Source organism: Azoarcus sp. DD4 (assembly GCF_006496635.1).
Taxonomy (GTDB): Bacteria; Pseudomonadota; Gammaproteobacteria; order Burkholderiales; family Rhodocyclaceae; genus Azoarcus.
This window is the reverse complement of record NZ_CP022958.1, coordinates 5,209,202-5,224,425: the sequence shown is the minus strand read 5'-3', so window position 1 is coordinate 5,224,425 and position 15,224 is coordinate 5,209,202. Positions and strand designations below refer to the sequence as shown.

Genomic DNA, 15,224 nt, shown 5'->3' with positions numbered 1-15,224 from the left:
GCCGCCCCGCTAAGATCCGCGCCATGTCCGCCACGCCTGCCGTCGCCATCGAACCGCTGGACGTCTTCGCCTGCCCGCTCGATGGCGTGCGCTTGGTCGAGGCCTCGGCCGGCACCGGCAAGACCTGGAACATCTGCGGGCTCTACCTGCGGCTGCTGCTGGAGCACGATCTGGCGGTGGAATCGGTGCTGGTGGTCACCTTCACCAAGGCCGCCACCGCCGAGCTGTCCACCCGCATCCGCGACCGCATCGTCGATTGCCTGCGGGTGCTCGACGGCGCCGATCCCGGCGGCGATCCCTTCGTGCCCGGCCTGATCGCCTGCGTCGAGGCGGCCGGCGTCGGCGCGGATGTCATGGCCGAGCGTCTGCGCCGCGCGCTGCAGACCTTCGACGAGGCGGCGATCTTCACCATCCACGGCTTCTGCCAGCGCGCACTCGCCGACACGCCCTTCGCCGCCGGCCTGCCCTATGCGCTGGAGCTGGCCGAGGACGACAGCGCGCTGCGGCGTGAGGTGGCGCAGGACTTCTGGCGGCGCGAGATCGTCGGCGGCGCGGTGTCGCCGCTGCTTGCCGAGCTGTTGATCGAATACGGCGACAGCCCCGACGCCTGGGCGGAGCACCTCGGCCGCGACATGGGCAGGCCGCTCGCCGAGCGGCGCTGGGACGAGGCCGATGCGGCCGACCTCGCCGCGCTGCAGGCGGCACTGGCGGCGGCCTATGCCGAAGCGGTGCGCCACTGGCAGGGCGGCGAACGGGCTTGCGGCGCGGTGATGGATGCGCTCGATGTCCTCAACAAGACCAGCTACAAGCCGGACGCGGTGAGCAAGGCCCGCCGCCAGTGGCAGGATTGGCTGGGCTGCGCCGACCCGCGCCGGCCGCTGCCGGGCGACAAGGACAGCAAGCTCAGGCTGCTCGCGGCGGAAAACCTCGCCGGCCGGACCAGGAAGGGCAGCACGCCGCCGGCCGACCCCTTCTTCGCCGCTGCCGACGCGCTGCTCGCCGCGCGCGCGGCGGTGGACGGCGCGCTCGATGCCGCCCGCCTGCAGCTGCTGCGCCGCTTCCTGGAGGAAGGCGCGGACGAGCTGCGGCGCAGGAAGCGCGAGCGCCGCCAGATCGCCTTCGACGACATCCTGTGGAACGCCTACGCGGCGCTGACCGCCGGCGAGCAGCCCTGGCTCGCCGCGGCCCTGCACCAGCGCTACCCGGCGGCGCTGATCGACGAGTTCCAGGATACCGACCCGCTGCAGTTCGCCATCTTCGACCGCGTCTACAACGCCGAGGGCCGCCACGGCCGCCTCTTCCTGGTGGGCGACCCGAAGCAGGCCATCTACAGCTTCCGCAGCGCCGACCTGCACACCTACCTGATGGCGCGTGGCCGCGCCGATGCGCGCTACACCCTGGCCAGGAACCAGCGCTCGTCGCCGGCGCTGATCGAGGCCTGCAACCGCCTGTTCGGCGCCAATCCGGCGGTGTTCATGCTGGACGGGCTCGACTACCAGAAGGTCGGCGCCGGCGAACGGGTGCGCGCGCCGCTTGCCGACGCCACCGACGCCAGCGCGGCGGCGCTGCGGCTGTGGCGCATTCCCAAGGACGAGGCGCTGGAAGCCGCCGCCGAGGAAAGCGGCGAAGGCGGCGGCCACCGCCTGCCGCGCGCCCAGGCGCTGCAGCGCGCGGCGCTGGCGAGCGCGGCCGAGATCGCCCGTCTGCTCGCCGCCGGGGCGGCGGGCGAGATCCGCATCGGCGAGCGCGCGCTGGCGCCGGCCGACATCGCGGTGCTGGTGCGCAGCCACGGCCAGGGCGCACGCATGCGCCGCGCGCTGGCGGCCTTCGGCGTCGGCAGCGTCGAGCTGTCGCAGGCCAGCGTGTTCCATACCGAGGACGCCGAAGAGCTGGAGCGGGTGCTGATCGCCATCGCCGAGCCGGCGCGCGAACGCCGGGTGATGGCGGCGCTGGCCACCGCGGCGATGGGCCGCAGCGCCGCCGATCTCGCCGCGCTGGCCGCCGACGAGGCGGCCTTGCTCGGCGTGCTCGACCGCTTCGCCCACTGGCGCGAAACCTGGCTGGCACGCGGCTTCGGCGTGATGCTGCGGCGCTGGATGAACGACGAGGGCGTGGCTGCGCGCCTGCTCGCCCGGGCCGACGGCGAGCGCCGGCTGACCAATCTGATGCATCTGGCCGAACTGCTGCAGCAGGCCGCCGGCACCGCCTCGCCCGAGGTCCTGCTGCGCCTCCTCGCCACCCGCCGCGCCGGGGAGGGCGGCGGCGAGGCGGCGCAGCTGCGGCTGGAATCCGACCGCAACCTGGTGCAGATCGTCACCATCCACCGCGCCAAGGGCCTGGAATACGGCATCGTTTTCTGCCCCTTCCTGTTCGACGGCCATCCGCCGCGCGAGGCCGGCGGCCCGATGCGCGCCTGGCACGACGACCACGGCACGCTGGTGCTGGACTACCGGCCCGCGGCCGCCGGCGACGCCGCCATCGGCGCCCGTATCCGCGCCGAGCGCATGGCCGAGGATCTGCGGCTGGCCTACGTTGCGCTGACCCGCGCCGTCTATCGCTGCTACCTGGTGGTGGGCTGTTACGCCAAGCTCGCCTTCGGCAAGCCGGGCTACAGCGAAAGCGGCCGCAGCCTGCTCAACTGGATGGTGGCCGGCGCTGGCATGGACGCGGCGGCCTGGCGCGAGCACAAGATGAAGCCGGCCGAGATCGACGCGCGCTGGCGCACCCTGGTGGCGGCGAGCGGCGGCAACATGGTCCTGTCCGACCTGCCCGATGGCAGCGGTGTGCCGCTGCCATCGGCCGACAGCGGCGAGCTTGCGCCGCGCGTCGCCCGTCCGCCGCAGATCCCGGCGGGCTGGCGCATCGGGAGCTTTTCGGCGCTGATCTTCGGCGCCAGCCACGAGCAGGCGGCGCGCGACCACGACGCCCGCCAGTTGCCGGTCGAGGCCGACCTTGCCACCGAGCCGGTGCAGCCGCCGGCGGCCGACGACATCCTGCGCTTTCCGCGCGGTCCGGTGGCGGGCGACTGCCTGCACGCGGTGTTCGAGCGCATCGACTTCACCGACCCCGCCGGCTGGGACGCCGCCATCGATGCCGCGCTCGCCGACCATCCGCAGCGCGGCACCAGCATCGAACGCGACGGCCCGCGGCTGAAGGCGATGCTGCGCCGCATGCTGGCCGACGTGCTCAACACCCCGCTCACCGGCGGCAGCACGCCGGTGGCGCTGGCCGGGCTGCCGCTGGCGCGCCGGCTCACCGAACTCGGCTTCCACCTGCCGGCCCCGCAGCTCGGCGCCGATGCGCTCAACGCCTGGCTCGCCGCCCAGGGCTATCACGTGCCGCGGCTGGCCTTCGCCGAACTCGGCGGCTATCTCAAGGGTTACGTCGACCTGGTGTTCGAACACGACGGCCGCTACTGGGTGCTGGACTGGAAGTCCAACCACCTCGGCGAGTCGCCGGCCGACTACGCGCCGGACCGGCTCGAGGCGGCGATGCAGGCGCATGGTTACCACCTGCAGCACCTGCTCTACACCGTGGCGCTACACCGCTACCTGGCGCGCTGCCTGCCCGATTACGACTACGAGCGCCATTTCGGCGGCGTGCTCTACCTCTTCGTGCGCGGCGTGCGGCCGGACTGGCAGGCCGAGGGCATACCGGCCGGCGTCTTCCACCATCGCGCCGGCCGTGAAGTGGTGACGGCGCTGGACCGCCTGCTCGCCGGGGAGGGCGCGCAATGAAGGAACCGATGCGCACGCCGCGCGGGGGCGCGGCCGAACTGCCGCCGCAGCTCGATCTTGCGCTTGGTTTCGCCGAGCACCTGCAAGCCTGGGCGCAAGGGCTCGCGGCGCCGGCCGAGGCGCTGGCCGCCCTGCGCCACGCCGGGCGCCAGCTCGCGCTCGCCACCTCGGCCGGGCACGTCTGCCTGCCGCTGGCGATGCTGGAATCCGACGACGGGCCCATGGCACCGGCCGAAGACCTGCTGCCCGACTGGGCCGACGACGCGATGCCCGCACCCGGCGGCTTGCGCGCACGCCTGCTGGCCAGCGGCGTGGTGGTGGAAGCCGCGGCGCTGGCCGCGTCTGCGCGGGTTGCGCATCCGCTGGTGCTGGACGCGGCCGACCGGCTCTACCTGCGCCGCCATTACGATCTCGAAGCCAGGCTGGCCCGTGCGCTGCATGACCGCGCGGCGCCGCTGCCGGCGGTGGCGGACGACGCCCGCCTCGCCGCGGTGCTCGGCCCGCTCTTTCCCGCGCCGCCCGCGGCGGGCCGCCCCGACTGGCAGCGCATCGCCGTGGCCCTGGCCCTGCAACGCCGGCTGACGGTGATCAGCGGCGGCCCCGGCACCGGCAAGACCACCACCGTGGCCGCGCTGCTCGGCGCCCTGCTCGGCCTCCAGCCGGGGCTGCGCATCGCGCTCGCCGCGCCTACCGGCAAGGCGGCGGCGCGCATGCTGGAAGCGCTGCGCGGCCGCGCCGCCGGGCTGCCGCCGGCCCTGCGTGCCGGCCTGCCCGACCAGGCCCACACGGTGCACCGCCTGCTCGGCGTCACCGGCGAGGCCGGCCGCTTCCGCCATCACGCCGGCAACCCGCTGCCGGTCGATGTGCTGGTGGTGGACGAGGCTTCGATGCTGGATCTCGCGCTCGCCGCGCGTCTGGTCGACGCCCTGCCGCCCGAGGCCCGGCTGGTGTTGCTGGGCGACAAGGACCAGCTCGCCGCGGTGGAGGCGGGCGCGGTGTTCGCCGAACTGTCGGCCTCGCGGCGGTTGGTGCGCGCCGACATCGAGCGTCTCGCCGCGCTCACCGGCTGCGCGGCCGATGCGATGGCGGCCAGCCTGGCCGGCGACGCCGACCATGCCGGCGAGGCCAATCCGCTCGCCGGCAGCGTGGTGTGGCTGACCGAAAGCCACCGTTTTGCCGCCGACTCCGGCATCGGCCGCCTCGCCGCCGACATCAACGCCGGCCGCGGCGAGGCAGCGCTGGCCTGGCTGCGTGCCGGCGACGATGCTTCCGCCTGCTGGCTGGAGGACGCCGGGGCGAAGCCGGGGCCGGCCCTGTGGCAGGCGATGGAGGCCGGCTATGCCGACTATCTCGCGGTGCTGCGCGCGCCCGAGCCGAGGCCCGGCGGCCGCGCCGAGGTCCGTGCCGAGGCGCGCGTCGCCGCGGCCTTCGCCGCCTTCGACCGCTTCCGCGTGCTGGCGGCGGTGCACGAGGGGCCGCGCGGCCTCGCTGCGCTCAACGCCCATCTGGCGCGCTGGCTGCGCGCCGAACTGGCCCATCCGCTCGACCGCGGCGCCGCCTCGAAGTGGTATCCGGGGCGGCCGGTGATCGTGCTGCGCAACGATTACCTGCTCGGCCTCTACAACGGCGACATCGGGCTGTGCCTGCCCGACGCCGAGGGCGCGCTGGCGGTGTGGTTTCCGCTGCAGGGCGGCGGTTTCCGCGCCTTGCCGCCGCAGCGCCTGCCGGCCCACGACAGCGCCTTCGCGCTGACGGTGCACAAGAGCCAGGGCTCGGAATTCGACGCGGTGCTGGTGGTGCTGCCGGCGCAGTCTTCCCGGGTGCTGAGCCGCGAGCTGCTCTACACCGGCGTCACCCGCGCGGCCGGCCGCGTCATGCTGGCCGGCGACGGCGCGGTGTTTGCCGCGGCCTGCGCCCGGCCGACACGGCGTTTTTCCGGGCTGGGCGCGCGTCTGCGCGAATGCGCCGGGGCCGTCGTCGCCTCACCGTGAAATCCGTCGGGCGCAGCCGGAGCGCTGCCGCTAGAATCCTTTCACTTATAACGAAAGGACTATTCGTGGCATGCACATCCCGGCGTCGGACGACTCGCGCCTGAGCGCACAGCAGCTGTCGCTGTTCCCCTTGCCGGTGTTGCTCTTCGAGCCGCAGGGCTTGCGGATACGCGAAGTCAACGACGTCGCCCTGAGCTGGCTGGGTCATGATCGTGCGGCACTGCTGGAGCGAAGCATTCTCGACCTGCTTCGGCCGGACTACGTCGAACGTATGTTGTCCTACGCTGCCCGCTTCGCCGCGCAGGCGTGGACTTCGGGCGAATGGGTGGTGCTGCGCGCCGACGGTTCCAGTTTCGAGGCCCGCTCCTTCAGCCGTAGCGTGCTGTGGAACGGCGAGCCGCTGCGCCTGGCGGTGCTGGAGGATATTTCCGAGCCGCGCCGGCATCTGCGCGCGCTGCAGGAGAGCGAGCAGCAGTACCGCGCCACCATGGGCGCCGCGCTGGTGGGCGTGTTCGTGCTGCAGGATTTCCGCTTCCGCTACGTGAATCCGGCGCTGTGCCGCTACTTCGGCTACAGCGCGGAAGAGCTGGTCGGCTACCTCGGGCCGCTCGACCTGGTGGTGCCGGAAGAGCACGACTTCCTGCGTGACCAGATGCGCCGCCGCGCCGCGGGCGAACCCGGCGAGCCCTACGAGCTGACCGGCCTGCGCCGCGACGGCTCGCGTTTTCCGCTGATGATCTTCGGCGCGCCGTCCACCTGGCATGGTGAGCCGGCCTCGGTGGGCACGGTGTTCGATCTCAGCGAGATCAAGGCGGCCGAGGACCGCATCCGCCAGCTGGCCTATTTCGATCCGCTCACCGGCCTGCCCAACCGCAGCCTGCTGGAAGACCGCGCCGGCCAGGTGCTGCTGCGCGCCGGGCGCGACCGCCGGCCGGCGACCCTGATGTTCATCGATCTCGACCGCTTCAAGACGGTGAACGATTCGCTCGGCCACCTGATGGGCGACGCCCTGCTGCGCCAGGCCGGCCAGCGCCTGCGCGACAGCGTGCGCCAGTCCGACACGGTGGCGCGGCTGGGCGGCGACGAGTTCATCGTGCTGGCACCCGATACCGGGGCCGAGGGCGCGGTGCGGCTGGCCGAGAAGATCCTCGAGGTCTTTGCCGCCGCCTTCGACCTCGACGAGCGCGAGATCACCATCTCGCCCAGCATAGGCATCGCCCGCTACCCGGAGGACGGCAAGGATTTCCCCGGCCTGCTGCAGAGCGCGGACATTGCGATGTACCAGGCCAAGCGCGAGGGCCGCAACGCCTTCCGCCTGTTCTCGATCGAGATGAACGCGCCCATCCTCGAGACGCTGCTGCTCGAAACCCAGTTGCGGCGCGCGCTCGAATACGGCCAGCTGTCGCTCGCCTTCCAGCCTATGGTGGACATCGCCAGCGGCCGCATCGTCGGCGCCGAGGCGCTGCTGCGCTGGCAGCATCCGCAGCACGGCGAAATCTCGCCAGCCCGCTTCATCCCGGTGGCGGAAGAGTCCGGCCTCATCGTGCCGATCGGCGAATGGGTGCTGGAGCAGGCGGTGGCGCAGGCCCGGCGCTGGCGCGACGAAGGCCACCACAACCTGGTGATGGCGGTGAACCTGTCGGCGCTGCAGTTCGAGCGCCTTGACATCAGCGGCACCGTGCTCGATCTGCTCGACCGCCACGGCCTGCCGGGCGCGGCGCTCGAACTGGAGCTGACCGAGAGCGTGCTGATGCAGGATGCCGAGCGCGCGGTCGCGGCGATGGTGGATCTGGCCGCGCGTGGCGTGCGCCTGTCGGTGGACGATTTCGGCACCGGCTATTCCAGCCTCGCCTATCTCACCCGGCTGCCGCTCGCCAAGCTCAAGATCGACCGCTCTTTCATCCGCAATATCCCTTCCGATACCAGCGCCCGCAGCGTTGCCCGCACCATCCTCGATCTGGCCCGCTCGCTGGAGCTGGAGGTGATTGCCGAAGGCGTGGAGAACGAGGCCCAGCTGATGCTGCTGCAGGACTGGGGATGCGATCAGGCGCAGGGCTTCCTCTACAGCAGGCCGGTGGCGGCGCGCGCTTTCGAACGCCTGCTGAGGGACGGACAGGTGGCGCCGGCGCTCTGAGGCCGGTTCCGCATCAGCGCCGTGCGCGGCCCTGGGCCTGGCGCAGCAGGGCCGCGCAGGGGCTGGCGTCGTCGCCGCTCGGCACGACCAGCGCGAGCAGGCCGGCCACCGGCGCCACCGCGGCACCCAGCGCGAGCACGCCGGCGCTGCGCGCGATCAGCGGGCCGGGCTGCACGCCGGCGTCGGGCCGGGCGAAGCTGCCGCGCACGTAGAGCGGCGAGCGCAGCGACAACAGCCGTATGCCCCTGGACTGCGGCTGGATCTCGAGATCCAGCCGCTCGCTGGCGAAGTTGGCGGTGCCGGTGATGTCCACCCGCGCGTTTTCGGTGTCGAACAGGGCCAGGCGCGAGCGCGCCAGGCCGTCGCGCACGCCGAAATCCGCCAGCGCGCAGTTGATCTTCACCGTTTCGTCGCCGAACAGCTTGCCGATGATGTAGTTGCCGAGGTTGAGGCCGGCGATCTCCATCAGGCCGCGGCTGATCTGGCCCCGGCCGAGGACGAGGCGCAGGTCGCCGTCGGCGCTGCCGAGCAGGGCGGCGACCGAGCTGCCGTGGCCGGCCAGGGCGATCTCGCCGTGCAGTTCGCCCAGGCTGGTCTGCATCGGTTCGACGCCGGGCAGGAGCTGCTTGAGGTCGAGCCGCTGCGCCTTCATCTTCACCTCGCCCCGCAGCGGCGAGCTGCGCCCGTCCAGCCGCAGCTCGCCTTGCAGCGCTCCGCCGGCCATGCCGAGCTGCAGCGGTGCCAGGCTGAGCTGGCCGTCGCTGAGTTGCAGGTGGGTCTGCAGGCCGCTGAGCGGCAGGGCGTCCGGCCGTTCGATCTGTTCGCCGATCAGTCGCAGGTCGGCGTCCATCCGGCGCCAGCGTTCGGTGCGGAAGGGCGTGGCCGGCAGCACCCGGCCGGCGGGAGGCTTCACCGCAGCGGGGCCGTTGGCGCCGATCAGCGGCCCGAGGTCGGCCAGGCGCAGCAGGCGCGAGTGCAGCTCGCCGCTCAGCAGCGGTCGGGGCGAGGTGGCGGTGTAGCTCAGCGTGCCGCGGAGGTCGCTGCGGCCGATGCGTCCGCGGAAGTCGCGGTAGTGGAAGTGGGCGCCGCCCGCTTCGTGCAGTTGCGCGAGCAACTGGCCGCGGGTGCTGTAGGGGGGCGTGTCGGGTAGCGGCAGGCCGGTGAGTGCGTGGAGGTCGGCCAGGTTGGCGCCGCTCAGGTTCAGGTGCAGGTCGAGCGCGGCGAGCTTGCGCGGATCGACCAGGGTGCCGGCCACTGCGATGCGGGTGCGCCCGGCGCGTATGTCGGCCTGCAGCGGAAAGGCTTGGTCGCGGTCGTGCAGCGCGAGCAGCCCGCCCAGCTTGCCCTCGCCGGCAAAGGCCTGGTCGCGCAGGCGGCCGCTGGCCTGCCAGCCGAAGGCATAGGGCGCCGCCGCGCTGCCCGCATCCGCTTCGCCCTCGCGCGGCCCGATGATGTCGTCGAAGGAAAACGCGGTGGTGAGCGGGGTGATGGTGGCGTCCAGCGTCAGCGCATGCATGGCGTCGTTCAGCCGCAGGCGGCCCTGGTCGAAGGCGATCTCGCCGATGTCCAGCGTCCAGCGGCGGGCTTCCGGCTCGTCGTCCTGGTCCAGCTGCCAGGTGGCACGGCCGTCGGCGCGCCGCTCCAGCCAGGCCTCCGGCCGGTTCACGGTGATGCGGGCGATGCGGACCTGCCGCTGCAGCAACGGCAGCAGGTCGAGGCGGAAGCTCACCTGGCCGAAGCGGGCCAGTTCCGGGTCGGCGGCCCAGGCCGGGTTGCCGATGCGCAGTTGCGCCGCGTCCACCTGCAGGCCGGGCAGCCACCCGCGCCAACCGGCCAGGCCGGCATCGCGGCCCCAGTTCACTGCCAGCGCGCCGTCGATGGAAACGGGGCGGCCCAACGCCGCGGAGATCTGTTCGCCGAGCGCGGGGCGCAGCCGGTTCCAGTCCAGGGTCGCCACCACGGTCGCGGCGCCGCCCATCAGCATCAGCGGGGCCAGCAGCGCAGCGGCCAGCCATTTCGTTGTCCGGTTCAAATCGGCACGCTCCCTTCGCCGCCTTGCGGCGCCCGCGGGCGCCCGCTGGTCGGCGCGCCCATGCGTTTTCAATCGACTGGCCCTGCCGTCAATGATTCCCGCCGGGAGGTAAGCGGATGTGGCCAGGGTGCCGGCATTATTGTTGCTTTGAATATATAACGGTGTGCTTCGCCGCTTCGTCGCCGAGCGCTCCGCATCGATGCCAATGCCGGCTTTCATAAACAGATTGAACGAACGGGCCTGCGTCCGTTTGTCCGGAGGTTCGCGACGTGTTGTATACAAACAGACATAAAACAATCCAGGCAGGGCGTGCCCGGCGCCAGGCCGACGAGCCGCCCTGGCGCGATCGCCTGCCCGCGGACTGGCGCGAGATGGTGACGGTGCCGATCGCCTTCGAGGTGTTCCGCGATGCCGAGCTCGCCGCCGAGCGCTGCTTCGGCTACGACGCCGACCGCCAGCCTTGCTATTACGCCCATCGCTACCGCATCGACGAGCCGCGCTCCGACGATGGCGAGGAGTTCTACGCCAGCACCCTGCACGACGAATCGGTCGCTGCCTGGCTGCTGCGCGACGGCCGCTGGCTGATCCACCGCATCGTCCGCACCGACGAGCACGGCGACGGCCGCGCCTTCTATGGCTTCAGCGAAACCATGCCGCGCTGAGCGCGCCCTTCAACCGTGATGGAGTCCTTTGCCATGTTCCAAGCCCTGACTTTCCGACTCGCTCCCCGTCCGTTCCTGCCGCGGCCGCCGGCCTGGCGGCTGTGGCTGGCTGCGCTGCTGCTGTGCGCCGGCTGCGTCGTCCAGGCGATCGCAGCCGACAGCCTGATGATCGCCGCCGGTGCCGGCTACAAGCGTCCGGTCGGCGAACTCGCCGCTGCCTTCGAGCGTGCGTCCGGCCGCAAGGTCGAGCCCTTCTTCGGCAACATGGGCCAGGTGTTGAGCCAGGCGGCGCAGAGCGACAAGGTGGCGGTGGTGTTCGGCGACCTCGCCTTCCTCGAAGGCGCAACTCAGGTTGGCTTCGCCCGCTTCCTGCCGGCAGGCACCGGCAAGCTGGTGCTGGCCTGGCCCACCGGCCGGCAGGTCGCCAGCGCGGCAGCGATCGCCGATCCCTCCTTCGCCCGCATTGCGCTGCCGGACGTGCGCCACGCGGTGTATGGCAAGGCCGGCAGCGAATTCCTGCAGCACAGCGGGCTGGCCGACAGGCTGAAGGAGCGTCTGGTGACCGTCGCCACCGTGCCGCAGGTGTCGGCCTACCTGGTGAGCGGCGAGGTCGACGCCGGCTTCATCAACCTCACCGATGCGCTCGGAGTGCGCGATCGCATCGGCGGCTACATCGAGATCGATCCGGCGCTGTACGGCGAAATCCGCATCGTCGGCGGGGTGGTGGCGGGGCGTGAGTCACTGCCCGGGGTGGGCGAACTGGCCGCCTTCCTGCAGACCGCGGAGGCGCGCGCCATCCTGGCGAAGCACGGCCTGTGATGCTGTCGTCCGCCGACTTCGCCGCGGTGCTGGCCGAGCCGGTCGTGGCCCATGCGCTGCGCCTGACTGCCGAGGTGGCGCTGGCCACGCTGGCGCTGCACCTGGTGGCCGGGCTGGCGCTCGGTTACGCGCTGTCGCGGCCGCGCTGGTTCGGCCGCGGCGCGGTCGATGCGCTGGTGACGCTGCCGCTGGTGTTTCCGCCGGTGGCCACCGGCTTCGTGCTGTTGATGCTGCTCGGCCGCCGCGGCCCGGTCGGTGCCTGGCTGGCCGAGCGCTGGGCGGTGGAGGTGGTGTTCTCGTTCTGGGGCGTGTTGATCGCCTCCGTGCTGGCGGGCCTGCCGTTGGTGGTGAAGCCGGTGCAGTCGGCGCTGGAGGCGGTGTCCGCGCGGCTGGCCGAGGCGGCGCGGGTGTTGGGCAAGGGCGAAGTCGAGATCTTCCTGCGGGTGCTGCTGCCCAACATCCGCGGTGCGCTCGCCGCCGGACTGGTGCTGGGGCTGGGGCGCTCGCTCGGCGAGGTCGGCATCACCCTGATGCTGGGCGGCAATGTCGGCGGGCGGACCACCACGGTGTCGTTGGAGATCTTCAACGCGGTGAGCGGCGGCGAGTTCGAGCGCGCCGCGGTGCTGTCGCTGCTGCTCGGGCTGGTGTCGCTCGGCCTGTTCGGGCTGTTGAAGCGGCTGGGGGCGCTGTAGGGGGCCGCGGGTTCACGCCTCATGCGCGCTGTCACGGCCCGTGTGCGCCGGCGGGCCGGCCGGGGCCGTCGGTCGTGGCGGGTACAGGTAGCGCAGTGCGGGGGCCGCGGCCGCCCGGCCATGCAGCAGCCGCAGGCTGAGGATTTCGAACCAGCGCCACAACGCCATGTGTTCGGTGGTGCCCAGCCTGGCGTGATTCAGCGCCGCGCCGGCGCAATCCAGCCAAGCCTTGCGTTCCTTCTCGCCGCAGCGCCGGGCGTAGCCGTCGAGCAGCGGCCGCAGCAGGGCGGGGTTGGCTGCCGAGCCGTTGGCGAGCCGGATCAGGCTGGCGGCGCAGTCGCGCACTCTGGTCAGGCGACCGGCCGCGCTGTCTGGCAGGCCGGCGGCGAGCGGCCCGGCGGCCAGGCGCAGGTGCAGGTGACGCGCCAGCAGGATGAGCCGCGCGTGGTCGACCCGGTCGAGCGAGAGCGCGGGCAGGCGCGGCAGGGCGCTGTCGTCGGCCGCGCGGCGGCCGGGCAGGGGGCCGTGGTACTCACACATGCATGACTCCCGAAGTGTCGAAGGGGGGCCCTGAAATGCAAGGGGAATGCCATTCGGCCGGCTGCGTCCCGGCGCTTGCCGCCGCTGGGTCCGGACCGGGCGGGATGGCGGATTTGTGTCCAAGCTGACATTTATTATGTAGTTAAGTAAACAAAATGTCGTATTGAACTGAACTTGATTGCCTCGTTAAATCAGGGTTATCTGGAAGCATCCTCTTTTTATTAATGTAGGTATATATATTGCGATAGCAGCGCAGCGCCTGGTGGCGTCTTCCGGCGGGGCATGCAGCCCCGTCCTTTCAACCCAGGAGATCCTGTCCATGATTCAAGCGCCGACGCGCGCCGCGCAGTTGCAGTCCTGCCTTTCGACGTATCCGTCCGTCCCCGCCCGCCGTCATCCTGCACCGGCCGTGCTCGCCGTGCTGCTGGTCACGCTTTGCGGCGGCGCCCTGGCGGAGCAGACGCTGACCCCGGTGGTGGTCAGCGACACCGCCGAATCGCCGCAGTCGGCCTGGTTCGCACCCGGGTCCGGCACGCCGGCCACCGAGTACGTGGTGGGTGAGGAGGGCATTGCACTGTTCGGCGGCAAGGGGGCGAGCAATCCCTACTCGATGATCCAGGCGCTGCCCGGCGTGCAGATGCAGAGCATCGACGCCTGGGGGCTGGTCAACCAGCAAGGCGGCAACAAGGGCCTGCGGGTACGCGGCGAAACGGCTTCGCACGGTGCCAACGGTACGGTGGAAGGCGTGCCGCTCAACGGTCCCGGACCGGGGCCGGGCTATCTTTTCCTGCTCGACGCCGAGAACATCGCCAGCGTGTCGTTGATGCAGGGCGCGGTGCCGCCCGACCGCTTCAGCCTCTACGACGCCGTCGGCCAGCTCGACACCCGCATCCTGTGGCCCAGGGCGCAGTTCGGCGGCACGGTGTCGGTCGGCGTCGGCCAGGACAATTACCGCCGGCTCTTTGCCCGCGTCGACAGCGGCGCGCTGCCGGGCGGCACCGCCTTCTTCCTGTCGGCGTCGACCACCTCGGCCGACAAGTGGCGCGGCAGCGGCGAGTCGCCGGAACGGCGCGAAACCTTCGCCGCCGGCCTCACCCGGCAGCTGGGCGCACTCGACGTCAAGCTCCTCCTCGCCCACAACGAGATGGCGGCGGACAACTACAAGGGCCTGACTTACGCGCAGTCCAAGGACGAATCGCTGTTCGACGACATCGACTACGATCCGGTGCCCACCGGCAGCAGCGCCGCCGCCCGCACCAACTGGCAGGGATACAACCGCCAGTCCTTCAAGACCACCGCCTTTCTTGCCGAGATCGGCTACCCGCTGGGCGAGGACTCCCGTCTCGTCGCCAAACCCTTCTATGCGGAAGAGGAGGGCAGCTACTGGTACGCCAGCGGCAACGTGGTGCGCAAATGGATGATCGACCACAGCACCTATGGGCTGACCACCGAGCTGCAGACCAGGGCAGCCGATACCGCGCTGAAGTTCGGCTATGGCTTCGTGTCGATGGCGCCGCCGGGGCCGCCGACGCTGTGGAAGCAATACACCCCGACCGCGAGCGGCGGGTTGAACTTCGCCGGCTGGGCGATGCTCACCGACGTCACCCGCCGCCACGATCTGCACAACCTCTTCGCCGTCGCCGACCGCGACTTCGGCCCGCTGCATGTGAAGGTCGGGCTGCGCTACGTGAAGGACATCCTGCCCTCGATCGAGTACTACAACACCACCGGCGTCGGCGACGTGTCGCCCGGCGCTGCGCGCGACCAGTCGTCGGGCGTGATCGCCGCGCGCAGCGTGAAGAGTGCAGCCATCGAGGAATGGGCGCCCTATCTCGGCCTGCGCTACGCGCTGTCGCCCCATGTGGATATTAAGGCCTCGATCGGCAGCAATCTCGGCACGCCCGCTTTCGATGCCTTCCAGTCGGCGCCGGTCGCCGGGCTGTCCAAGCAGCAGGTGTGGGACAACAACGAACTGGAGATCGCCGACACCGTCGACCTCGGCGCACGGGTGCGCTTCGGGCGCGGCTACGTCGAGCCGGTGCTCTACTACACCCGCTATGACAACAAGGGCGTGGCCATCTACGACCCGCTGCTGAAGGCGTCTTACATCCAGAACGTCGGCAAGGCGCGGCAGTACGGCCTGCTGCTGGCGGGGGGTTGGGAAGTGCAGCGCGGCTTCAATCTCTTCGGCAGCCTGAGCTGGCTGCGCTCCGAGTTCACCGAAGACCTGCGCACCGCGGCGACCACCTACCGCAACACCCAGGGCAAGCAGCTACCCGATGTGCCGACGCTGACAGCCAGCCTCGGTGCGGCCTGGAGCTGGGGCAAGTTCACCCTGTCGCCGGTGGTGCATCACATGGGTACGCGCTATGCCAACGTCGAGCACACCCAGACCATGTCGGCCTACACCGTGACCAACGTCGACCTGTCCTGGCGCGACACCACGCCGTGGGGGGCGCTGAAGGCGACGCTGGCGGTGGTCAATCTCTTCGACGTGCGCTACATCGGCTACAACAACGCCAACGAAACCTCGGACGGCAGCAGCTTCTACCCCGGCGCGCCGCGCACGCTGATGGGCAAGCTGAGCGTCGACTTCTGAGGCCGCAGCTCATGGACA

At 71.4% G+C, this 15,224-nt stretch carries 9 protein-coding genes; 7 read left to right on the top strand and 2 right to left on the bottom strand.

Features of this window, described 5'->3' with window-relative positions; translation table 11 throughout:
• The first annotated feature begins 23 nt into the window (after positions 1–23).
• From recB to CJ010_RS24240, 3 genes are all read left to right on the top strand, one after another.
• Positions 24–3,737: an exodeoxyribonuclease V subunit beta gene (gene recB / locus CJ010_RS24250; RefSeq protein WP_141020361.1), complete on the top strand. Its 3,714-nt coding sequence runs from the start codon at positions 24–26 to the stop codon at positions 3,735–3,737.
• Positions 3,734–5,728, top strand: a complete 1,995-nt coding sequence (recD, locus tag CJ010_RS24245) for an exodeoxyribonuclease V subunit alpha (protein ID WP_240794459.1) — start codon at positions 3,734–3,736, stop codon at positions 5,726–5,728. Before recB ends, recD begins: the two co-directional genes overlap by 4 nt.
• Before the next feature lie 70 nt (positions 5,729–5,798).
• Complete coding sequence (locus CJ010_RS24240; RefSeq protein WP_141020360.1) at positions 5,799–7,862, top strand: bifunctional diguanylate cyclase/phosphodiesterase; 2,064 nt, start codon at positions 5,799–5,801, stop codon at positions 7,860–7,862.
• 13 nt (positions 7,863–7,875) lie between these two features.
• Here the strand turns inward: CJ010_RS24240 and CJ010_RS24235 are convergent, their stop codons facing one another.
• Positions 7,876–9,894: an AsmA family protein gene (locus tag CJ010_RS24235; RefSeq protein WP_141020359.1), complete on the bottom strand. Its 2,019-nt coding sequence runs from the start codon at positions 9,892–9,894 to the stop codon at positions 7,876–7,878.
• Between the two features lie 269 nt (positions 9,895–10,163).
• On the opposite strand from CJ010_RS24235, the gene CJ010_RS24230 reads away from it, so the two are divergent.
• Genes CJ010_RS24230 through CJ010_RS24220 form a run of 3 tightly spaced genes read left to right on the top strand, consistent with a single transcriptional unit; the run spans position 10,164 to position 12,067 of the window.
• Positions 10,164–10,556: a hypothetical protein gene (locus CJ010_RS24230; RefSeq protein ID WP_141020358.1), complete on the top strand. Its 393-nt coding sequence runs from the start codon at positions 10,164–10,166 to the stop codon at positions 10,554–10,556.
• 33 nt (positions 10,557–10,589) lie between these two features.
• Positions 10,590–11,375 carry a molybdate ABC transporter substrate-binding protein gene (modA, locus tag CJ010_RS24225; RefSeq protein WP_141020357.1) on the top strand — a complete coding sequence of 262 codons (786 nt, stop codon included), beginning with the start codon at positions 10,590–10,592 and terminating at the stop codon, positions 11,373–11,375.
• Complete coding sequence (locus CJ010_RS24220; RefSeq protein WP_141020356.1) at positions 11,375–12,067, top strand: molybdenum ABC transporter permease; 693 nt, start codon at positions 11,375–11,377, stop codon at positions 12,065–12,067. Before modA ends, CJ010_RS24220 begins: the two co-directional genes overlap by 1 nt.
• Before the next feature lie 12 nt (positions 12,068–12,079).
• Here the strand turns inward: CJ010_RS24220 and CJ010_RS24215 are convergent, their stop codons facing one another.
• On the bottom strand, positions 12,080–12,607 hold the full coding sequence (locus CJ010_RS24215; RefSeq protein WP_141020355.1) for a hypothetical protein: 528 nt from the start codon (positions 12,605–12,607) through the stop codon (positions 12,080–12,082).
• Positions 12,608–12,926: 319 nt separating this feature from the next.
• Between CJ010_RS24215 and CJ010_RS24210 the strand changes: the two genes are divergently transcribed.
• On the top strand, positions 12,927–15,206 hold the full coding sequence (locus CJ010_RS24210; RefSeq protein ID WP_141020354.1) for a TonB-dependent receptor: 2,280 nt from the start codon (positions 12,927–12,929) through the stop codon (positions 15,204–15,206).
• Positions 15,207–15,224: the final 18 nt, after the last annotated feature.

Bases quoted from the DNA above. Each gene is read 5' to 3' on its own strand.
- recB (WP_141020361.1), top strand. From the start codon at position 24: ATGTCCGCCACGCCTGCCGTCGCCATCGAACCGCTGGACGTCTTCGCC.
- recD (WP_240794459.1), top strand. From the start codon at position 3,734: ATGAAGGAACCGATGCGCACGCCGCGCGGGGGCGCGGCCGAACTGCCG.
- CJ010_RS24240 (WP_141020360.1), top strand. From the start codon at position 5,799: ATGCACATCCCGGCGTCGGACGACTCGCGCCTGAGCGCACAGCAGCTG.
- modA (WP_141020357.1), top strand. From the start codon at position 10,590: ATGTTCCAAGCCCTGACTTTCCGACTCGCTCCCCGTCCGTTCCTGCCG.
- CJ010_RS24220 (WP_141020356.1), top strand. From the start codon at position 11,375: ATGCTGTCGTCCGCCGACTTCGCCGCGGTGCTGGCCGAGCCGGTCGTG.
- CJ010_RS24215 (WP_141020355.1), bottom strand. From the start codon at position 12,607: ATGTGTGAGTACCACGGCCCCCTGCCCGGCCGCCGCGCGGCCGACGAC.
- CJ010_RS24210 (WP_141020354.1), top strand. From the start codon at position 12,927: ATGATTCAAGCGCCGACGCGCGCCGCGCAGTTGCAGTCCTGCCTTTCG.